18 protein-coding genes and 1 riboswitch are annotated in these 20,255 nt (G+C 73.1%); of the genes, 8 read left to right on the forward strand and 10 right to left on the reverse strand.

Annotated elements, in window-relative coordinates:
* Together AC3EQ1_RS30070 and AC3EQ1_RS30075 are read left to right on the forward strand one after the other, a co-directional pair.
* Window positions 1-791, forward strand: a 791-nt coding sequence (locus tag AC3EQ1_RS30070; protein WP_432097477.1) for an NsdA family TPR-like regulatory protein, incomplete at its 5' end; no start/stop codon positions are given.
* Window positions 788-1,309: a GNAT family N-acetyltransferase gene (locus AC3EQ1_RS30075; RefSeq protein WP_432097478.1), complete on the forward strand. Its 522-nt coding sequence runs from the start codon at window positions 788-790 to the stop codon at window positions 1,307-1,309. The genes AC3EQ1_RS30070 and AC3EQ1_RS30075, both read left to right, overlap by 4 nt.
* 118 nt (window positions 1,310-1,427) lie before the next feature.
* Here AC3EQ1_RS30075 and metE read toward each other — a convergent pair whose 3' ends face one another.
* Together metE and AC3EQ1_RS30085 are read right to left on the reverse strand one after the other, a co-directional pair.
* Entirely contained in the window at window positions 1,428-3,758 is a 2,331-nt protein-coding gene (gene metE / locus AC3EQ1_RS30080; protein ID WP_432097479.1) for a 5-methyltetrahydropteroyltriglutamate--homocysteine S-methyltransferase, read from the reverse strand.
* A gap of 170 nt (window positions 3,759-3,928) precedes the next feature.
* A riboswitch (cobalamin riboswitch) is annotated at window positions 3,929-4,117 on the reverse strand.
* 98 nt (window positions 4,118-4,215) lie between these two features.
* Complete coding sequence (locus AC3EQ1_RS30085) at window positions 4,216-4,635, reverse strand: ATP-binding protein (protein ID WP_432097480.1); 420 nt, start codon at window positions 4,633-4,635, stop codon at window positions 4,216-4,218.
* A 159-nt stretch (window positions 4,636-4,794) separates the two neighbouring features.
* Here AC3EQ1_RS30085 and AC3EQ1_RS30090 point away from each other — a divergent pair, with 159 nt between their 5' ends.
* The 3 genes from AC3EQ1_RS30090 to AC3EQ1_RS30100 all read left to right on the forward strand — a co-directional run bounded on the left by AC3EQ1_RS30090 (window position 4,795) and on the right by AC3EQ1_RS30100 (window position 8,111).
* Window positions 4,795-5,931 carry a helix-turn-helix domain-containing protein gene (locus tag AC3EQ1_RS30090; protein WP_432097481.1) on the forward strand — a complete coding sequence of 379 codons (1,137 nt, stop codon included), beginning with the start codon at window positions 4,795-4,797 and terminating at the stop codon, window positions 5,929-5,931.
* 473 nt (window positions 5,932-6,404) lie between these two features.
* Window positions 6,405-7,286, forward strand: coding sequence for a substrate-binding domain-containing protein (locus AC3EQ1_RS30095; protein WP_432097482.1), 882 nt, complete (start codon window positions 6,405-6,407; stop codon window positions 7,284-7,286).
* 195 nt (window positions 7,287-7,481) lie between these two features.
* Window positions 7,482-8,111, forward strand: coding sequence for an SRPBCC family protein (locus AC3EQ1_RS30100; protein WP_432097483.1), 630 nt, complete (start codon window positions 7,482-7,484; stop codon window positions 8,109-8,111).
* A 183-nt stretch (window positions 8,112-8,294) separates the two neighbouring features.
* On the opposite strand, the gene AC3EQ1_RS30105 is transcribed toward AC3EQ1_RS30100, so the two are convergent.
* Together AC3EQ1_RS30105 and AC3EQ1_RS30110 are read right to left on the reverse strand one after the other, a co-directional pair.
* The gene (locus AC3EQ1_RS30105) at window positions 8,295-9,629 is read right to left on the reverse strand and encodes a PP2C family protein-serine/threonine phosphatase (RefSeq protein WP_432097484.1); all 1,335 of its coding nucleotides are present in this window, start codon (window positions 9,627-9,629) and stop codon (window positions 8,295-8,297) included.
* A gap of 576 nt (window positions 9,630-10,205) precedes the next feature.
* Window positions 10,206-11,834 (reverse strand): phospholipase D-like domain-containing protein, encoded by a 1,629-nt coding sequence (locus tag AC3EQ1_RS30110; protein ID WP_432097485.1) that lies wholly within the window; start codon window positions 11,832-11,834, stop codon window positions 10,206-10,208.
* A 554-nt stretch (window positions 11,835-12,388) separates the two neighbouring features.
* On the opposite strand from AC3EQ1_RS30110, the gene AC3EQ1_RS30115 reads away from it, so the two are divergent.
* Window positions 12,389-13,600, forward strand: coding sequence for an AI-2E family transporter (locus AC3EQ1_RS30115; RefSeq protein WP_432097486.1), 1,212 nt, complete (start codon window positions 12,389-12,391; stop codon window positions 13,598-13,600).
* 111 nt (window positions 13,601-13,711) lie between these two features.
* Here the strand turns inward: AC3EQ1_RS30115 and AC3EQ1_RS30120 are convergent, their stop codons facing one another.
* Both AC3EQ1_RS30120 and AC3EQ1_RS30125 read right to left on the reverse strand, forming a co-directional pair.
* Window positions 13,712-14,113, reverse strand: coding sequence for a DnaJ family domain-containing protein (locus AC3EQ1_RS30120; RefSeq protein WP_432097487.1), 402 nt, complete (start codon window positions 14,111-14,113; stop codon window positions 13,712-13,714).
* A 233-nt stretch (window positions 14,114-14,346) separates the two neighbouring features.
* Window positions 14,347-14,979, reverse strand: a complete 633-nt coding sequence (locus AC3EQ1_RS30125) for a TetR/AcrR family transcriptional regulator (RefSeq protein WP_432097488.1) — start codon at window positions 14,977-14,979, stop codon at window positions 14,347-14,349.
* An 86-nt stretch (window positions 14,980-15,065) separates the two neighbouring features.
* Between AC3EQ1_RS30125 and AC3EQ1_RS30130 the strand changes: the two genes are divergently transcribed.
* Window positions 15,066-15,512, forward strand: coding sequence for a DUF4345 domain-containing protein (locus tag AC3EQ1_RS30130; RefSeq protein WP_432097489.1), 447 nt, complete (start codon window positions 15,066-15,068; stop codon window positions 15,510-15,512).
* A 19-nt stretch (window positions 15,513-15,531) separates the two neighbouring features.
* Here AC3EQ1_RS30130 and AC3EQ1_RS30135 read toward each other — a convergent pair whose 3' ends face one another.
* Window positions 15,532-16,827, reverse strand: a complete 1,296-nt coding sequence (locus AC3EQ1_RS30135) for a hypothetical protein (RefSeq protein ID WP_432097490.1) — start codon at window positions 16,825-16,827, stop codon at window positions 15,532-15,534.
* 222 nt (window positions 16,828-17,049) lie between these two features.
* Window positions 17,050-17,523, reverse strand: coding sequence for a MarR family winged helix-turn-helix transcriptional regulator (locus AC3EQ1_RS30140; protein WP_432097491.1), 474 nt, complete (start codon window positions 17,521-17,523; stop codon window positions 17,050-17,052).
* A gap of 57 nt (window positions 17,524-17,580) precedes the next feature.
* Between AC3EQ1_RS30140 and AC3EQ1_RS30145 the strand changes: the two genes are divergently transcribed.
* Window positions 17,581-18,420: an alpha/beta fold hydrolase gene (locus AC3EQ1_RS30145; protein WP_432097492.1), complete on the forward strand. Its 840-nt coding sequence runs from the start codon at window positions 17,581-17,583 to the stop codon at window positions 18,418-18,420.
* 73 nt (window positions 18,421-18,493) lie between these two features.
* Here the strand turns inward: AC3EQ1_RS30145 and AC3EQ1_RS30150 are convergent, their stop codons facing one another.
* Together AC3EQ1_RS30150 and AC3EQ1_RS30155 are read right to left on the reverse strand one after the other, a co-directional pair.
* Complete coding sequence (locus tag AC3EQ1_RS30150; protein ID WP_432097494.1) at window positions 18,494-19,423, reverse strand: anti-sigma factor RsbA family regulatory protein; 930 nt, start codon at window positions 19,421-19,423, stop codon at window positions 18,494-18,496.
* Window positions 19,420-19,779: an STAS domain-containing protein gene (locus AC3EQ1_RS30155; protein WP_432097493.1), complete on the reverse strand. Its 360-nt coding sequence runs from the start codon at window positions 19,777-19,779 to the stop codon at window positions 19,420-19,422. The genes AC3EQ1_RS30150 and AC3EQ1_RS30155 overlap by 4 nt, the downstream gene beginning before the upstream one ends.
* Between the last annotated feature and the right edge of the window lie 476 nt (window positions 19,780-20,255).

The following is a 20,255-nucleotide window of genomic DNA, read 5'->3' on the forward strand; positions in this document are numbered from 1 at the left end:
ACCTCCAGAAACGGGCGGCCTCCCAACGGATCCGACAGCGCCTGTTCAGTGTGGCCGCCGAATTCACGACTGCCGCGGCATGGTCGGCCGTGGATGCTCGCCGGAGCGACCGCGCACAGGGCCACCTGAACCGGGCGCTGTACCTGGCGGGCATGGCACAGGATTCCATCGCGGAACTGGATGTGTGGAACCTGTATGCCATGGCAGCCGGCCAGCAGCGGGACCATGCCCAAGCGGTGAGCGCTGCGCAAGCCGCCCAGGCGACAGCCGTAACCCGCCGGGACCCGCTGTTCGCTTCCCTCGCCCACGCACGCACGGCCATCGGGTACTCCAACGCCGGGGACAGGCGAGGAGCCCTGAGGTCGCTGGGGTGCGCCGAAGAGGCGTTGGGCAAGGCATCTGCGGATACTCCCCGGCCTGCTTGGGTGGCGTTCTACGGTCCCGCCGAGCTGTTGGCGATCACGGCCATCGTGCGTGACCGCACCGGGGACGCTGCCGAGGCTGAGGCTGCGTCACATCGTGCTTTGGCCGCCATCCCGGAGAGGTTCCGCCGGAACCGCGCATTGGCCACCCTGCAACTTGCCCTGGCCCAGCTTCACCAACGGGACATCGACCAGGCATGCGCCACAGCGGAACGAGTGTTCGTGCTGATGGAGGGCAACACCCTGCCGGGCCGCATGAGGTCGCGCTTGGGGGACTTCTGCCGGGACCTGATCACGCTTTCGCCGGACTCCGGCACCGCGCGGGAGTGGAAGGACCGCTACCGATCGGAATGGAGTCAGGCCCGATGACCTCAGCCTTGGAGCTGCGCCATTTCAGCCACCACGACGTGCCGCAGATCCGGCAGACGTTGATCGATGTGCACGCCGATGTCTACGCGGCTGAGATGGACGAGTTCAACCAGCGGTTTCCCTGGTTCGTGGATCGCTGGGGCGGCCACCCGGACTTCGCCTGCGTCATCGCGTACGACGGCGACGAGGTGGCGGGCTTCGCCTACGGCGCCCCTGGTGCCGAGGGCCGTGAGTGGTGGCGGGAGCACGTGGATCCGGCGCCGGAGATGGGGCGCACGTTCCACTTCTCGGAGCTGATGGTGCGTGAGCGGTGGCGGAAGACGGGTGCGGCCGAGCGGCTGCACCGGGCCTTGATAGAGGCCCGGACCGAACACCTCGCGGCGCTGCTGGTGGATGTGGCGCACCCGAAGGTCCAAGCGCTGTACGAGGCCTGGGGGTATCGGAAGGTGGGGGAGGGCCAGCCGTTCCCGGACTCCCCGGTGTTCGCCGTGATGCTTCTGGATCTGCCGCTGACCTGAGCCGCGCGGCTTGCCCGTCCGTGCAATGAGTGGGCGGGGAGCCCCCCGTTGGTCCCGCGCCCCGCGGGCGGTGCCGGACACCAGGGGCATCCGGCACCACCCTCCGGTCGGCCCCCGGTCAGGACTCCGTCGTCGGAGCCGGCAGCCCGTCCCGGACCTCGCGGGCCGCCGCGACCAGGTTCTCCAGCGATGCCCGGACCTCCGCCCAGCCGCGGGTCTTCAGCCCGCAGTCCGGGTTGACCCAGAGCCGCTCCGCCGGGATCGCGTCCAGGCCCCGGCGGAGCAGGCCCGCCGCCTCGGCCGCGTCCGGGATGCGGGGCGAGTGGATGTCGTAGACGCCCGGCCCGACCTCCCGCGGGTAGCCGACGGCGGCCAGCTCCCCGGCGACCTGCATGTGGGAGCGGGCGGCCTCCAGGCTGATCACATCGGCGTCCAGGTCGTCGATGGCCCGGATGATGTCACCGAACTCGGCGTAGCACATATGGGTGTGGATCTGGGTGTCCGGACGGACCCCGCCGGTCGCGAGCCGGAACGCCTCGGTGGCCCAGGCGAGGTACTCCGGCCGGTCGGCCGAGCGCAGCGGCAGCGTCTCGCGCAGCGCCGGTTCGTCCACCTGGATCACCGAAGTCCCGGCCGTCTCCAGATCCTTCACCTCCTCGCGGAGGGCGAGGGCGACCTGGCGGGCGGTCTCGGCGCGCGGCTGGTCGTCGCGGACGAAGGACCAGGCGAGCATCGTGACCGGGCCGGTGAGCATGCCCTTGACGGGGCGTTCGGTGAGGGACTGCGCGTAGCGGGTCCAGCGGACCGTCATCGGCTCAGGCCGGGAGATGTCGCCGGCCAGGACCGGCGGACGGACGTAGCGGGTGCCGTAGGACTGGACCCAGCCGTGCCGGGTGGCCAGATAGCCGGTCAGCCGCTCGGCGAAGTACTGCACCATGTCGTTGCGTTCGGGCTCGCCGTGCACCAGCACGTCGATTCCGGCCCGCTCCTGGAAGGCGATCACTTCCTGGATCTCGGCCGCGATGCGCTTGTCGTACGCCTCGCCGTCGATGCGGCCGGCGCGCAGTTCGGCGCGTGCCGTGCGCAGCTCGCCCGTCTGCGGGAACGAGCCGATGGTGGTGGTCGGCAGCAACGGCAGCCCCAGATGCGCCCGTTGGGCCGCCGAGCGCTCCGGGTACGACGCGGACCGCCGGCCGTCGGCCTCCGTGACGGCCGCGGCGCGGGCACGCACGGCCGGGTCGTGGGTGAGGGGTGAGCCGGTGCGGGAGGCCAGATCCGCACGGTTGGCGGCGAGTTCGGCGGTGATGGCGCCGGTGCCGTGCGTCAGCCCGCGGGCCAGCGTGACGATCTCGGCGGTCTTCTGCCGGGCGAACGCGAGCCAGCGGGCGATCTGCGGATCGATGTCCCGCTCGGCCGCGGCGTCCAGCGGCACATGCAGCAGTGAGCAGGAGGAGGCGACGTCCACCCGGCCGGCGAGGCCGAGCAGGGTGCCCAGCGTCGTCAGGGACGCCCCGAGGTCGTTGATCCACACATTGCGGCCGTTCACCACACCGGCCACCAGCCGCTTGCCGGGCAGTCCGCCGACCGCCGCCAGATCCTCCAGGTTGCCGGCGGCGGTACCGGTGAAGTCCAGGGCCAGTCCCTCGACCGGTGCCTTGGCGAGCACCGGCAGCGCCTTGCCCAGCCGGTCGAAGTACGAGGCCACCAGCAGCTTTGGACGGTCCGCGGCGCCCCCGAGCTCCCGGTAGGCGCGGGCGGCGGCGTTCAGCACGGCCGGGGTGCGGTCCTGGACCAGGGCGGGCTCGTCCAGCTGGACCCACTCGGCCCCGGCGGCCCGCAGCGCGGCGAGCACCTCGGCGTAGACCGGGAGCAGCCGGTCCAGCAGGGTGAGCGGATCGAAGTCGTCCGGCACCTCCGGTCCGGGCTTGGCCAGCAGCAGATAGGTGACCGGTCCGACGAGCACCGGACGGGCGGCGAGACCGAGTGCCAGGGCCTCCCGCAGCTCGGCCGTCTGCTTGCCGGGGTCGGCGGCGAACACCGTGTCCGGGCCCAGTTCCGGCACCAGGTAGTGGTAGTTGGTGTCGAACCACTTGGTCATCTCCAGGGGCGTGACGTCCCGGGTACCGCGCGCCATCGCGAAGTAGCCGTCCAGCGCGTCGGCCTCGACCGCCGCGCGGTGCCGGGCGGGAATCGCGCCGACCATGACGCTGGTGTCCAGGACGTGGTCGTAGTAGGAGAAGCCCCCGGTGGGGACCTCGTCCAGGCCCGCGTCGGCGAGCTGCCGCCACTGGGAACGGCGCAGCCCGGCCGCGGTGTCGTGCAGGGCGCCGGCGGTGACCGTGCCCTTCCAGTAGCCCTCGACGGCCTTCTTCAGCTCCCGGCCCGGGCCCTGCCGCGGGTAGCCGTGCACGGTGGCCCGTGCGGTGGCGGCTGCGGATGTGCTGGTCACAGAACTCTCCTTCGCGAGTGTGCTCCTGAGAACCCCGGCACGGGCCGAGGGCGCGAAGGGACGACCGGACGGCGGGCCGTACGCGGTGCTGCCGCGGTACCCGCCTGCTTCCGTACGCCGACCCGCCCTCGAGGTCACCGGGATCTCCGCGCGCCGGGTGGGCGAGCGGGCAACGGGCAGGTCTTCGGACTCGCGGGCACGTCTGCCAGGGCAGACCCCTACTGGCCGTCGCTTCCCAGGCCCGTCGGACCCAGTGCGTATGACGGCGGTCGTTCCCACTCACCGCTGCGGGGCAGTCCCGGAATTCCACCGGGTTCCCTCTTGCGACGCCCTGCCTGGCGGACAGGGCGAACCAGCTGCACCGGCCACCCTAGTCCGGTCCCGCGCTGTGGTCAGTACCGTTCACATGCCGGACCGGCGTGCGCGGTTCCCGGCCGACGCCGTCAACGGTCCGGAGTCAGTCGTTCTTCTGAGCGCACTCGGCCCACACCCGCTTGCCCCACGGCAGCGGGTCGGTCCCCCAGGCCTCCGCCAGCTCCCCGACGAGTGCGAGGCCGCGCCCGCTCTCGTCCGTGGCACCGGGGTTTCCGCGCACTGGACAGGCTTGGGAGAAGTCCACGACGCCGATCCGCACGCGCCGCGCCTCGGGGCGGTCGATGACGACCCGGATCGATTCTCTGCGTGCGTGCCGGACGGCGTTGGACACCAGCTCGGAGACGATCAGGGTGCCGTCGTCGGCCAAGTCGTCCAGACCCCAGGCGGCGAGTGCGACACGCACCAGGCGCCGGGCGGCCGCGGCGCTCCGGGGCTCGCGCGGCAGGGTCTCGCTGTATCCGGGGCAGCCGGTCGGGCGGGCCTGCGTTGTCGGTTGCGGCATGTCGGTCTGCTCTCTCGGATCGGCCGAGCCCCGGGGCCGGTCGCACGGTCGCCGGGGCGCTGTGCGTTCAGGGAACCGCGTTCCCGATCGAGGGGAGGGGCCGCGCGGGAGGCCAGGGGAGGGGCCAGGACGAGTAGCTTGGTCGCAGGGAGGCACCGCATGAACGACCAAGCGGGACGCGCCCGGTTCGGCGCCCATCTGGCGGGCCTGCGCAAGCGGGCGGGTCTCTCGCAGCGCTCGCTGGCGCTCCGGTTGTGCGTCACTGCCGGGATCACCACCTTGACGCGTCACGAGGTCTCCCGGTGGGAGTGCGGCGGGCGCATCCCGGACGCTTGGTTACCGCCGCTCGCGCATGTGCTCGGGGTGCCACTGGACGGACTGGAGCGGGAAGCCGCGCGGGCCCGGGGCGAAGCCGAGCCGCAGGTCTGCGCCGACCGTGAGCCGGACACCTACGTGCAGGACGCCGTGGGGTGGCTGCTCGCGCATGACAACCGCCACGGCGGGGACCATGTGGCGGACGCCGCCGCGCAGGTGTGGGAGGCCGAACGGGGCCGGATCACCGGCGACGACAAGCAGCACCTCGCACAGGTGGCGGAGATCGGGGAAGTGGCCGGCTGGCTGCTCCACGACGCGGCCCGGTTCCACGAGGCGCGCTCCACGCTCGCGGAGGCGCACACCCTGGCCCGCCTCGCCGGTGACGCCCCGCTGGAGTGGTTCATCCTGGACCTGATCGCCATGATCGACGTGCACACCGACCGTACTGGTGAGGCCATGGCGATCACGGAGGAGATGCTGACCGGCCGTGAGGTACCCGGCCGTGTGGCGCTCATGGCTCGCGTACGGCGCGCACGGAGCCTTGCGCAGGCCGGAGACCGAGGCCGGGCGCTGGACGCCCTGGAGCGGGCCACAGGGGGTCTCCAGGACTCGGTACAGGCCAACGACCCCGCGTTCACGTGGTGGATCGACAGCACCGAAGTGGAGCTGCACACCGGCGAGGCGCTGCTGAGCCTCGGAGACCCGCGCGCGGCGCTGCCGCACCTTCAGCGGAGTTCGGAAGGTTCCAGGGGAGGCGGGGGCCGCCGGGAGTTCGGCAACGTGCTCGCGGAGCTGACCGCCTTGGTGCAGCTCGGCGCGTGGCGGGATGCCGAAGTGCCGCTCCTCCGGCTGGAACCGATCCTGCGCACGGTCACGTCGTCCCGGACCCGTGTCCGCCTCCGGTCCACGCTGCGCGCCATCGGCTGCGACGCCCCGTCGTGGCTCGCGGTCACCGCCCGCGAGGTGGCAGCAGCGGGGTAGGACGCGTGCCGGCCGGCTAGGGGCACCTGTGGCATGCGTAACCGGGCCACCCCGGCTTGCGCCGTACCCCCGTCGGTTCCTGGAGCGGGGCAGTCGGCGGCACCGGCCACCCCAGTCCCCTCCGACCCCGCGGTCAGCACCGTTCACCTGCCGGACCGGCGCCGGTGGGTTTCCGGCCCGGTTCCGCCCTGGCCATCGACGGACACGGCAGTACGTTCGTCCCGTACCCGGCGACCGGACCGTACCCGGCGACCGGACCGTACCCGGCGGCCGGACCGGAACCGGCGAGCCGGTCCCCGGCCGGAGCGGACGGGCCGCTCAGTGACCGAACCGGCCGAGCCCGTGCCCAACTGCCCTGCCGGGTACGCACGGTGAATCAGTGACCGACTGAATGAGTGAACGATGAACCTCCAGGGCAGGCAGACGGTGATGCTCTCCGGAGACATCGAACAGCGAGAGTTGGGGTGGGGCGCATGGCACACAGCACGGAGTGGACGTTCACCGACGACCGCGGCCGGGTGGCGACGGCCCGGCGGACACCGGCGACCGTGGTCGCCTACATACAGGCCGGGGCGACTCTGAGCGACCACGGCATCCAGCCGGCGGGGATCTTCGGCTCCAATCACGACGGCGACAGCCCGGATCCGGCCAAGGCCGGCGCGCTGCCCCTGGAGGAGATCGACTACCTCGGCTCCGGCGACCGGCTCGGCGTGGACTCCCTGCTCCGGGCCGCGCCGGACCTGGTGGTGGCGGTCGCCTACGGGGGCGACCAGGTCTACGGCCTGGCCCCGGAGGTGGCGAAGGGACTGGAGGAACGCGTCCCGGTGGTCGTCCTCGACGTGGGGCAGGGCCGGTCGCTCGCCGACGTCCGCGACCGGTTCACCGCGCTGGCCCGCTCGCTCGGCGCGCCGGGGAGCCCGGCCGGAGCCGGTGAACTCGACCGCGCACACCTCCGGCTGCGCGCGGCGGCGGGGGACGCCGGATCGGCCCGGGTCGTGGCGCTGTCGCCCGCCGGTCCGGACAGCGTGCACCTCGCCCGGCCGTCGGCCTGGCGCGATCTGCGGGCCCTCGCCGACCACGGGGTCGGCATGGTGGAGCCGGAGGCGGGGCCGGGAGCCAACTGGTCCACCGTCGACTGGGCCACCGCGGCGTCCCTGCGGCCCGACATCGTGCTGACCGACTCCCGGGCCAACGCGCTGCCGGTCGACCAGCTGCGCAGGATCGACGGCTGGCAGGAGACCGCGGCGCGCGCTCAGCACGTGCCCTGGAACCCCGAGATCCCGTGCAGCCACATCGCGCACGCGCTCTTCTTCGAGACGGTGGCCGACGCGCTCCAGGCCTGGGCATCGGCCTGAGGGCATGAGGCCGTAAGGCAGGAGGCGGTGAGCGGCGTGCGGACGCCGTAGGCCGGACGGGTGCCCGCCCGGCTCCCCCACGGCCGGGCGGAACCGGGCGGGCACCCCGTCGTGCGTGGATGAGCGGGGACGTGTTCAGCGCGCACACCGCCGGCACCGGGAGAGGCCACCGGCCCGAGGAGAGGAAGGGCGCCGATGACCGGGATCGTCGATCGGCTCGACGAGGTCCACCGCGAGGTCGGCAGCAGGAGCGTGGCCGACAGTGAGGCGCGCACGGTGCTGCTGCGCCGGACCTTCGACGCGGCGGTCGGAGAGGTCTGGGACGCCTGCACCGATCCGGAGCGGATCGGCCGCTGGTTCCTGCCGGTCCGCGGTGAGCTGAGGCCGGGCGGCCACTACCAGCTGGAGGGCAACGCCGGGGGCGAGATCCTGCGCTGCGACCCGCCGTCCCTGCTCCGGGTGAGCTGGCTGTTCGGCGAGAACCCGGGCTTCAGCGAGGTCGAGGTGCGGTTCACGGCCGATGGCGAGGACCGTACGGTCTTCGAGCTGGAGCATGTCGCGGTCGTTCCCGCCGAGTTCTGGGCGCAGTTCGGCCCCGGAGCGGTCGGAGTCGGCTGGGACATGGGGCTCCTCGGGCTCTACCTGCACCTGCGGGGATCGTCGATCGACGACCCGGCGGCATGGCAGGAGAGCGACGAGGCGCGGGAGTTCATGACACGCAGCAGTGCGGCGTGGGGTGTCGCGCACGCGGCGTCCGGCGCCGCGCCGGAAGCCGTCGAGGCCGCCGTCCGGGGCACGACGGAGGCCTACGTCCCCGCGCGGTGAATCCCGCCGCGCCCGCGCCGGTTCGTGGAGCGGCCCGACCCGCCGCACCTTCCGGCAAGCTCCCGCCGGTCTGATCTGCGTCTCGGATTCACACTGTTCGACCCTGCCTCGGTGAGCACACGCCGGGCCTGGGGGCCCGACGGCGGACGCCGGTGACGGACGCCGTACGGGCGTCGGGCGCCGTCACTCCGCGGGCGCCCGCAGGGCCAGGAGGGCGACGTCGTCCGGGCCGTCGTCCGGCTGGGCGGTCGACACGGCCCGGCAGAGCTTCCCCAGGCTGTCGTCGGCGTGGGCGGCGGCCGCCTCGGCCACCGCTTTGAGGCCGACGCCGAGATCCTGTCCCGGCCGTTCCACCAGACCGTCGGTGAACATCAGCACCGTGCCGCCGGCCGGGAGGAGGTGCCGGTGGTCGTGGCGCGGGAGTGCCGTGTCGACCCCGAGCGGAGCGTCCGCCTCGGCCTCCAGGTACTGGGCGTCCCCTTCCCGGGTCACCAGCAGCGGCGGGACGTGGCCCGCGTTGCTCCAGCACAGGTTCCAGCCGCCCCCGGCGCGGGGCTCGATGCGGGTGAGGCACACGGTGGCCATGGAGGACTCGCCCATGGCCTCCCACGCCTGGTCGAGCCGGGTCAGCACCTCGCTCGGCAGGGCCCCGCGGTCGAACGCCAGTGCCCGCAGCATGTTGCGGACCTGGGCCATGGCCGCGGCAGCACGCACGTCGTGGCCCATGACGTCCCCCACCGCCATGGCGCGCGCCCCGTCGGGGAGGACCAGCGCGTCGTACCAGTCCCCGCCGAGCAGGCTGGGGTCGGCGGCCGGCCGGTACATGGCCCAGGAGGTGAACGGCGTCAGATCGGGCAGCCGCGGCAGCAGCAGCCGCTGGAACTGCTCGGCACCGAACCGGAGCCGGCTGTACAGCCGGGCGTTCTCGATGGCGATGCCGGCCGCACCGGCGAGCGCCACGACCACCGCTTCGTCGTCGGCGTCGAACGGCCGGCCGTCGCGCCGGTCGGACAGGTAGATGTTGCCGTAGACCTGGTCGCGCACCCGGATGGAAACGCCCAGCAGGCTCCGCATCGGCGGGTGGCCCGGCGGGAATCCCGCGGCCTGGGGGTGCTCCGCGATGCGCGCCACCCGCAGCGGGCGGGGGTCCTCGATCAGCAGACGCAGCAGCCCGTGCCCCTGCGGCAGGTCCACGCCCGCCAGGGCGTGGAGCTCCTTCTCGTCGAGGCCGACGGGGATGAACTCCGCCAGCCCGGCGCCGTCCTCGTCCAGGACGCCCAGCGCCCCGTAGGTCGCGCCGACGAGTTCCATGGCCGTGGTCACCACACGGCGCAGCACCACGGCGAGTTCCAGGTCCCGGCTGACGGCCAGGACGGCGTCGAGCAGGCCGCGCAGCCGGCCCTGGGCCCGTGCGAACTCGGAGAGCTGCATGCTCGCCAGTTGCAGGTCGGACGCGAGGTTCCCCCGGTGCAGGCGCAGGTCCTCGTCTTCTCCGTCCGCGTTCTCCCGCTCGCTCATGCTTCCTCTCCGAAGCGGTGTCGGCCGCTCATCGTGGTGCCGCGGACATCCAGGTCACGAAGGCTATCGGACCGTGATCGCCGACGACGGTGCGACCGGACGGCCGGATCCGGCCCACCGGTCGCGGCTCGTATTCTTCTCGGCCCTGGTCGTGGTGCGGCCCGGTGACCGCGCACCGGCGGATTCGACGCGAGATGCATAGATGTGTGGACAGCATCGCGACCCCGTTCGGCAGATATGCGATGTCGTCTGACCGAAAATGACCCGGCATCAGGGACGTCTCGGTCAAACGTGGTACGTGCACCGGCACCGTGGCGGAGAACCGGTGCGGTACCGGACCGTCCGGTACCGCGTTCCGCACCGGATCGTCCGGTACCGCGTTCCGCACCGGCACACCGCCCCGCGCGTGGCGGAGCGCAGCCGCGCCCCGCCACGGGACTGCCGGGCCGGCACGGCCCGGGTACGGACCGCCCCGGCCCGTCCGCGGGCATCGCGGAGCCGTCCGGCCCCGCGATGCCCGAAGGACGCCGTTCCCGGAAGACCCGTGTCCGGGGTCCGGAAACCAGGCCCCTGGCCTCAGCCCGGGCAGATGCCGCGCTCGGCGTCGACCGTCGCCGTCTCCTGCGAGTACTTCCACTCCGGTGCCAGCAGCTCGCTCTTCAGCTGCTTCGCCGCCGCAGGGCTCTCGACGATGTAGCCGAAGTCCTGCAGCCAGGCCGGGTAGAGGTTCTTTGAGCCGATGTAGAACGCCGAGTCGTCCACCGAGACCAGCTTGTGGTGCAGCGCCTGCGGCTTGCCGTCGCCCCAGGTGCTCGCCGGAGAGCTGCGGAAGGACGCCAGCTGGAGGTTCCGGCACATCGTCCGCGACGCCTCGCCGTCGTCACCGGTGCGCACGGCCAGCCGCTTGCGGAGGATGTCGCTGATCTCGTCCAGGGACTTGATCTGCGAGTAACCTCCGCTGCCCACGGCCCCGCGGTTGGCGGGGTCGCTGACGACGATCCGGACCTTCACGCCGTCCGCCAGCTTGGCGGCGAGCGCGTCGTAGACCCTCAGGTCGTAGCGGGGCAGCGGGGGACAGGTGGCGTTGAGATCCTGCTGCGAGATCTCGACGTGGCTGCGCGCGCTCGCGATGAGCGCCCGCAGCGCGTTCCCCTCCGGGTTGACGGTGTCGTAGTCCCGGTCGGCGTTGGTGTTGTCGTGCAGCCCCAGCGAGCATGTCGTGTCGGGGGCGGTGGGCAGGTCCGGGTGGTAACCGGAGGACGGGTCGGACTCCTTGATGCCGACCCCCAGGCCGCCGACCGCGAGGACCGGGACGTCGCCCGGGGCCTGCGCGGGCGAGGCGCCCTGCTCCTTCGCGCCCTGCTCCTTCTCCAGCGACGGCATGCAGGAGGCGCCGCGGGACGTGGCGAGCCAGACCTTGCTGGGACGCGACGCGTTCTGGCACGTCCAGTCCCACAGCGTGTCCAGGTACGCGCCCGCCGAGCGCGCCGCGGGCCCGCTCAGCGCCATGTCGACGTCCGACACCGGATGCGTGGTGTCGAGGTAGTCGTCCTTCCAGCCGTTGATGCCGCCGGTGACCGCCGTCCTGCCGTCGACCACGAGGAGTTTGGAGTGGTTCCAGGAGAGCGACGCCTTGGAGGTGGTCATCGACGCGACGTTGAGCGTGACCTTCTCCGCTGCCGGGCCGAGCTTGTCGATCAGCTCGTCCCGGTAGTGGGACGGGAGCACATTGAGGTGGTAGACCGGTGCGGCGCCGACCAGGACCCGGACGCGGGGGGAGTGTCCCGCCGCGACCGACTTCTTGAGGCCGGCGACGATGGCGTCCTGGAAACCGCCGTTGGGAAACGGCGCCAGCGACGAGATGTCCACGGTGTGCTTCGCCTCGGCGATGTTCCGGGTCATCCGGTCGAGCAGCTTCCGGGTTCCCGCGCGGTCCTTGCACGCGGCGTCGCCCCAGCAGCCGGGGGTCTGCAGGAGCCAGCCCGACGGATCGCCCGCCGGGGCGTCCAGCCGGTTGCCGTCCGTGCGCTGCCAGACCGAGCCTTCGAGCCCGGGGGAGGTGTCGCGGAGCGACTTCTCGATCGAGTCCAGATGGGGGGTGGGGGGTGTGTCCGCCGCCTGTGCCGAAGCCGTCGGGAACGCCGTGAGCACGGTCGTCAGCACGACGGACGTCGGTATCAGGCGGCGGAGCCGGTGATGGGCCAAGAGCTTTCCTTCTTACGTGGGAATCGGCCCGAACGGCCGCTGAGGGCCTGCTCGGGATGTCCAGAAGGTACCGGGTCGCCGATTCCGCCGGGACGCCGGGATGGCCCACGGGAAGGATCAACTGCACGCTCCCGCAAGGAAGTTGAAGGGACAACGGATGAGGTGGTGTTGCAGGCCGGTGCCACGCCGAGGGCACGGCTCCCGGGCGGCCGGGCGAGCCGCGCCCCCGATCGGTCCGGTGCGTCCGGCCCGTGCCGATCGCGGTCCGGTTCCGCCCGGACCGATCACCGTCCGGTTCCCCCGGACGGTCGGCGGCACGGCGCGCGGCGGGACGCGTACGACCCCGAGCGCGGCGGCCGGCCTGCCCCCGTCGGCCGCGTGCCTTCGGGGGAACGGGGCGCCGGCCGCGTGTCGGAACCGGCCCGGGGTGATACCAGCTCTGGGGTACGTGCGGTGGGCGGGAGCCGGCCTCCCGTCCGGCAGGCGTCCCCTCGCGGGCCGGGCCATCCCCTCGCGGACCCGGTGCGGGAGGGGTGGGATGCGGTGGCGGCCAGGTGCGAAGCCGATCCGGCGGGCAGAGCGGTGCCGCGGACCGCGGCGACGGGGCGCGGCGGTACGGGGGCGGCGCGCGGCGTCCGGCCGGTCGCGCGCCGACCCTCCGGAACCGGGCGGCCCGTTCCTCCCGCACCGGCCGTCCCGAGGTTCCCGCGGCGGTCTCTCCCGCGCTGTCCCTCGCCGCGGCCTACGGATGGCGCCTGATCGTCGTCGGTGCGGTGGTCTACGGGATCTTCGTCGCGCTGGGGCGGTTCCACCTGGTGACCGTCGCGGTGTTCCTCGCCCTCGTGCTGACGGCACTGCTGGGGCCGGTGGCCGATCTGCTGAACCGCCGGATGCCCCGGTACGCGGCCGTCGCCCTCGCCCTGCTGCTCGGCCTCCTGCTGCTGTTCGGGGTGCTCAGCCTCATCGGGGCGAATGTGGCCGGCGAGTGGCAGGGACTGCGCCGGGAGTTCGACGGCGGGGTGGCCAGGATCGAGGACTGGCTGGAGGGGCCGCCGGTCCATATGCGGCCCGACGCGCTCTCCGATGTGCAGGCGCGGGTGTCCCGGTTCGTCTCCAGCCACCGCTCGACCCTGATCAGCACCGCGCTGACCGGCGCGGACCGGGTGGTGAAGGCCCTGACCGTGGCGGCCCTGGCCCTGTTCTGCTCGGTCTTCTTCCTGCACTCGGGGGACCGGATGTGGCGCTGGTTCGACGGGCAGCTGCCGCTCCGCACCCGCCCTCCGGCCCGTCTCGCGGGGCGGGCCGCGTGGCGGACCTTCACCGGGTACACCCGGGGCATCGTGCTCATCGCGGCCATCAACGCCGTCCTCGTCGGGGCGGCCCTCTTCGCCCTGGGGCTTCCGCTGGCACTGCCCCTGGCCGTGCTGGAGTTCTTCGCCGCCTTCGTCCCGCTGATCGGCTCACCGGTGGCCCTGGCGGTGGCCGCGGTGGTGGCCCTGGCCACCGAAGGGCCGCTGGTGGCCGGGGTCGTGGCGCTGCTGATCGTGGTCATCGGGCAGATCGAGGGCCATGTCCTGCACCCGTTCGTGATGAGCTGGGCCGTCCGGCTGCATCCCGTGGTGGTGGCGCTGACGGTCATCTGCGGCAGTGTCACCGCCGGGGTGCTCGGGGCCGTCGTCGCCGTCCCGCTGGTCTCGGTGGTGTGGTCGGTCTTCACCGCCCTGCGGACGCCACCCGTCCCGCTCTCCCCGCCCCCGGCGCGCTGACGGCGGCCGACCGGCACCGGAGGCGGGATGTGCGGACGGGCACCGGCACGCCGCCGGCCGGAAGGCGTCCGCGCCCTAACCCGGTGTCCCGCCGCCCGGGCGCCGCAGCGGTCAGTCCCGGCGCTCTTCCTGCCAGGTGCGCACCACGTCGTCCACGTCGAACGGGGTCAGGCTGAGCGGCGGCCCGGCGGGCGGCCGCCGGAGCGCCTCCCGGATCTTCTCGTTGACCTCACCGAGGATGCGCCGGACCTCGGCCTCGGTGTGTGCCCGCGAGACCGCTTCCAGAGCGTCCTCCGCCTCCTTGCGCAGGGCGAGCGCCGGCGGCAGGTACGACAGGTTCTCCCGGCGCATCTTCTCCTTGACCCACCACATGTCGTCGTACGGCCGGTCGAGACCGGGGAGGGGCTTCCCGAAGCCGGGGAGGTCGGCGAAGTCGCCGCGGTCCGTCGCCTCGCGGATCTGCCGGTCCGTCCACGACTCGAAGCTGACACCGGGGGGCTTGCGTTCGGTCACTGTACGGCTCTCCCTCCGGGCTCCGTGGTGCTCGATGCTCGGTGCTGGGGGTTCGGCGCACGCCGTGCGGTTCCAGGCGGGTCGTGCGCGGCCGAAGTCGGGTACGACCCCCAGTCTAGAACCCGGCCGGTGCCGCCCCGGGGGCCACCGGGTCCGTGAGCGTCCCGTGCAGCGGCTCCGAGCGGCAGCCACGGACCGACGCAGGCGCCCCGGTCGGCGGCGGGGGATGACGCTCAGCCGTCGGCCGGAGCGCGGGGGTGGTCCGGGGCCCCGTCCAGGTCGAGATCCGGATCCATGACCGCGCCCAGCGTTCCCAGCAGCGCACCGAGGCACATGTCGAGCAGCACGGCCCGGGAGAAGGCCCGGTGCGCCAGCCAGTCCACACACAGCGTCCGGACGAAGACCAGCCAGCTCATCAGGGCCGCGGAGACCGCCTCCCGGGGGCCGCGGGCGAGTTCCGGGGTGTCCAGCAGCCGCTCGCGCAGGGTGCTCAGCTCGTCGGTGATGACGGCCTGGATCACCGGATCGCCCGCGAGGACCCGGTTCGCCGCCAGCACGGTGTTCCGGTGCGCGACGAAGTAGTCGATGTGCGCGTCCAGTCCGGCCCGCAGCTGTGCGTACACCGGGCGGGCTGGGTCGAGTTCGGTCTCCGCCAGCAGCCGGTCGGCCGCCTGCCGGTAGATCGCGGCGAACAGGTCGCGCTTGCCCGGGAAGTAGCGGTACAGCAGGGCGCGGGAGACACCGGCCCGTTCGGCGACGTCCTCCATGAGCACCTCGTCGTACGGCTTCGCCGCGAACAGCCGGGCTCCGGTGTCGAGCAGTTGGCTGCGGCGCTCGGCGGGGGCGAGTCTGCGGCGGGTCGTCACACCGCACACGTTACTTGACACATGTTCAGCAACGACCGTAGCTTTCCGTTAGTGGACGAGTGTCTACTAACGGAGGTGGGGACGCCGTGTCCGGACTGCTCAGGTGGCTCGTGCTGGTCATGGGGTACGCCTGCGCGGCGATCGGCGTGTTCCACTTCGCCCTCGGTATCGACTCGGTGCCCGGGGAGGGCTCGGCCGGTGCCACCGTCGACAGCCGGGAGCGGTACTACGGCGCGATCTTCCTGGGCTACGGCCTCGCCTGGATCTGGGCGGCCCGCCAGTCGCCGATTCCGGCCCGGGCGGTGCGCCTTCTCGCGGGCGTCTTTCTGCTCGGCGGAGTGGGCCGGCTGCTGTCCCTCGCCGTGTACGGGCAGCCGCACTGGTTCCAGATCGTCCTCACGGCCGTCGAACTCGCCCTGCCACCGGTCTACTTCTGGCTGTCGGCCGTCGACGAGAGGGCGAACGCCGGCCGGCCAGGGGGAACCCCGCATACGCACACGACCGCCGCGCGCCCAGCGCCTCCGGCGAACTGAGCGCGGCGGCCGTCCCCGGTCAGGGCACTCGGTCGGCCTCCCCCAGCAGTTGCAGCGCCTCGCGGAAGTCGTCGAGTGCCGGGCCGAACCGCCGGGCAGCGGTGCGGCAGCCCGCACGGTCCAGCAGGGCGGTGACCAGCGCGGCGGTCCCGGCCGCTGGGTCGTGGCCGCACAGCCGACGGGCCAGGTCCACGCCCTCGTCGAGCAGCGGCCGGGTCTCCCCGGCCAACAGCCGCCTGCGGAACTCCCAGTGGACGACGGAACGGGCGGCGAAGCACCGGTGCAGCCGGACCAGCTCGGCGAGACGGCGTTCGGACCGCCCCTCGGCGTCCCCGGTGAGGGAGTCCGCCGCCGCACCGTACGCGTCCCGGCCCTCCCGGTGGCGCCGTGCGGCGTCCCGGGACCACTGTTCGGGCGTCATCCCGAGCGGCGGGTGCGAAGCCAACGGCGCCGAGCGCTCGTTCGCCTCCCCCGAGAGGGCGAGCAGCGTGGCCCAGCCGGTGCCCTCGTCGGCGCTCCAGGTCCGGCGCTCGCCGGTGGCGGCCAGCTCCGAGAGCACCGTGAACGCCTCGCCCCGCACGGCCGTCGCCCGCTCGCACCGGCCCCGGTCGTGGAGCATCTCCGCGTAGTGCACCAGGGTGTGGAAGAGCTGGGCCAGCGGGATGCGGTCCCGCGCGGCGTCGCGCCTCCGCAGGGCGACGAGTTCCGCGAAAGCGTCCAGCGCCTCCTCGGCCCGCCCGGCCGCCGCCAGCACGGCGGCCCACTCCAGCAGCGACGCGGCGAGCCTGCCTTCCGACGCCGGATCCTTCGGCCGGAGGGCCGCCACCCACTCGGCCAGGGCGTCCGCGGCCTCGTCGTGCCGCCCCTCCTCGGCCAGGCCCGCTGCCCAGGTGCGCAGCCCCCGCACCACCGGGTCACCGGACTCCGCGGCCCGCGCCCGCCCGAGCGTGACCCTCTCGGTGCGCAGGGCCAGCCCTTCGGACCGACGGCCGAGGGCGTACAGCTGACCCTGGCAACTCTCCAGGGCGCTGTGCAGCAGGTCCGCTCGGGCCGGCTCGGCGGGATCGACGGCGCGCGCCGCGGAGACCGCCTCCTCGAGCAGTGCGAGACGCTCCGTGTGCAGCCGGTCGTAGGCGCGGTCATAGCTCAGGTGGAGCAACGCGTGAACCAGGCGCGGCAGGTAGGCGGCGGGGCTCACCCGGGCGAGTACCCGGTAGGCCTCGACCTCCTCGTACGGGGTACGGCGCCCGGACGCCAGCAGCATGGTCCGGGCGCGGAGAACAGCGTCGTGATCGATGGTCGCCGAGTGATGCATGACGGAGAGTCTGCGCGGCGCGCAGAGCCCGGAACAAGGCTTCCGGGCCGTGCTCTCCGTCCTACGAAAACGCCCTCCGGCCTGTCATGATGGGGATGTCACAACCCGCTTCCGGACCGTGGTTCGAGCGGTGCCTCTTCCCGCCCGGTGCGGTGACTCTCTCGTTCGCCCGCGGTGGCCCGGTGCCGCCGCGGCAGGGTGCGGGTGGCGCGTTCCCGCCCGTCAGTTCACCTCGACGTGGTCGAGGAGTTCGAGCATCTGCGTGAGCACCCGTACGCAGGCCGCCACCTCGGCGCCGGTGAGCTGTCCGCCGGCCTGCCGCAGCACGCCGTGTTCCCGTGCGATCACCGCCGTGATGGCCGCCGCACCCGTGTCGGTCAGCCGGATCAGCGACGACCGCTGGTGTGCCGGGTTGGGGATGCGCTCGACCAACTGCCGTGCCGCCGCCTCGTTCACCATGCGCTGGACGAACTGCCGGCTGAGCGCCTGCGCGCGGCCCATCTGCGGGACGGTCATCGGCCCGTGCTCACGGAGCAGGTCCAGCACGGCGCGCACGCCGACGGAGAGGCCCTCGACGGGGGCTGCCTGTTCGACCGCCCGCTGCGCACGCCGGTACAGCGGCCCCACGAGGGCGAACACCTCCGCGAGCCGGTCGGCGAGGGCGTCGGGGGCCAGGGGTGCATCGATGTCCGTCATGGCTCCAGGATGACACCCCGGTTGTCATATCCCTTCGCATTTGACACCTTAGGTGTCATGACTGTTGTCTCAGAGTTCCTGCTGCCGGACGCCGGAGAGGCCCGGCTCGCCTACTGCGACACCGGCTCCGGCACCCCGCTGGTGCTGTTGCACGGCGGCTTCCTGGACCGCTCCATGTGGGACGACCAGGTGTCGTTCCTCGCGAAGGACCACCGCGTCATCACGCCCGACGCCCGCGGCCACGGTGCGTCGACCGTCGCGCAGGGGCCGTTCCGGCACACCGACGACCTGGCGGCGCTGCTGCGCCACCTCGACACCGGACCCGCGGTGCTGGCCGGGGTGTCGATGGGCGCGGCTCTCGCGGTCGACACGGCGCTGGAACACCCGGAGCTGGTTCGGGCGTTGGTGATCAGCGGCGCCGGGACCAGTGAGCCCGAGTTCCGGGACGCTTGGGCCCTGAGCATCAAGGCCGAACAGGCCCGGGCACTGGCCGCCGCCGACGCCGGCCGATATGTCGAGGCACTGCTCCAGTGCGCCGCCGGCCCGCGGCGCTCTCTGGACGATGTCGACCAGGATGTCGTGCGTCGGCTGCGGGAGATGACGGTCCGGACGGTCGCCAAGCACGCCGGTGCGACACGGGACTGGCAGGTGCCGGTGGCCGACACCTGGGCCCGTGCGTCCCGGATCGCCGTCCCGGTGCTGGCCGTCCACGGGGATCTCGACGCGGACGATCACATCGGCATGGCCGAGCGCCTGATCCGCGCGGTCGCCGACGGCCGCGCGGTCACCGTCGAAGGAGCCGCGCACTACCCCGGCATGGAACGCCCGGACGCCTTCAACGAGATCCTGGCGGCATTCCTCGGCACCCTCCCCGGGGCGGACCGCCGGCCGGGCTGACCCGACGGCGCCCCGGTGGGCCGGGGCTCAACCCCGACTGCCGCCCGCGGACAGGTGCTCGTGGCCGGGCCGGTCACGGGCCGAAGTGGAACCGGACCGTCGTCCCCTGTTCGCCCGTGTGCACCCGGACCAGGTCGGAGACCTCGTGTACGAGGAGCAGGCCCCGGCCGCCCAACTGGTCGCGCAGGGGCGGGCGGCGGCCGGCCAGCGGGTCGCGGAGCAGCCCCCGGTCCTCGACCTGGCAGACCACCTGGCCGTCCTCGTACCAGACCCGGACGGTGCCCGAACCTCCGCCGTGCACCACACTGTTGGTGGTCAGTTCCGCCACGGCCAGGGCCAGGTCGTCCAGCCGTCGGCCCGCCAGTCCGAGTTGCGCTGCCCGGCCGACTGCGAAGTGCCGTGCGGCGGGGAGGAGTTCGGCGTCGAAGGGCAGCGTCGCGGCTCCGGCGCGGGCGACCAGCATGTGGTTGCAGTCGGCGATGGCCTGTTCGGGGGCGAAGGCGTCACTGGCGCGGGTCCGGCCGTCCTCGATGAGGACGGGGTGGGTGGCCCGTGCGTCGGCGATCACCTCCGGAGCCAGCCGGCCGGCGTCGTACGGGCAGAGGATGGTGACGGCCCGCCCGTGGAACGCCACATTGATCAACGCTTCGTGCTGGACGCACGCCGGGTACTCGGTCGGGGTGCGGCCCGCCCAGATGGGCTCACCGATGATGCGCACCCGGCCCGCGGGATGGCGGTCGGCGAAGGCCCGCAGCACCCCCGGAATGATCCGCCCGGGGTTCCTCCCGGCCCGCGTCATGTCGAGGAACTGCACGCTCCCGGCGTCCGGCCCCAGCTCGGCCCGGATGGCGGCGAGGCCGTCGGCCGGAACGGCCACCGCGACCGGCTCACCCGCGGCAACTCCCGCGCGCACGAACGGCACCGTGCCCGCCAGGTACTCGTCCGTGTCGCGGTAGAACAGCGCGGGGTGCGCGAAGGAGCCGGCGACGGTCTCCGTACTCAGCACGTGGTCACCTCGATCGCGGCCAGGCCGGGCCAGAACATCTCGAGCGTGCGGAGGAGGGTCGTGGGCGGCCGGACCAGAACCATGCGTCGTCCGGTGTCCAGCCGCTGGGCGGCCCGCGCCAGGGCCGACACCCCCGCAACGTCGACGAACTCGACCCCGGACAGTTCGAGGCGGACATCCTCACCTCGGCCGACCAGGTTGTCCAGCTGCCGCTGCCACACCGTACCGGTGCTCAGGCCGATCTCCCCGACCACCCGCACCCCGGACCGGTCCCCGAGCGGAAAGACCTCCAGCGCTGCGGTGCCCGACGGGGGTGGGCCCGCCGACAGGACCCGGCTCTCCGGCACAGTCACCGGCTCCCTCCAGAACCTCGCTCGTCCGGTTCACACCGAACGATGGGGACGGTCGCCCACGAAGCGGCCCGACGTACATTAAGCCATCCGAGCCGCCCCCACGCCCGCGTTCACCAATGCCGCCCCCGACCGCGAGCGGCCGGACGGGCACTGGCCGACGACCAGGCGGCCCGGCGGACCGACTCCGGCACATGCAGCGGACCGGTCACTCCCGGGGGCGGACACGAAGACGCGTCACCGCCGGGCAGTCCTGGATGTCAGGGGGTGCACGGTTGGGGGTGAAGCTGACGCGCGGTGCCGCAGGGCAGGGTGAACGCAAGTCCGGACACAAGGGCGTGGTGCCGCAGGGCCGGGTGGACGCAAGGGGGTGGGGGCGCAGAGCCGGTCCGGACATGGCGGCAGCGGGGCCGCAGGGCCGGGTGAAGGCAAGGGGGTGGGGGCGCAGGGGTGGGGGGTTCCGGAAGCTTCCGTGTATT

Source organism: Streptomyces sp. bgisy100 (assembly GCF_057709105.1).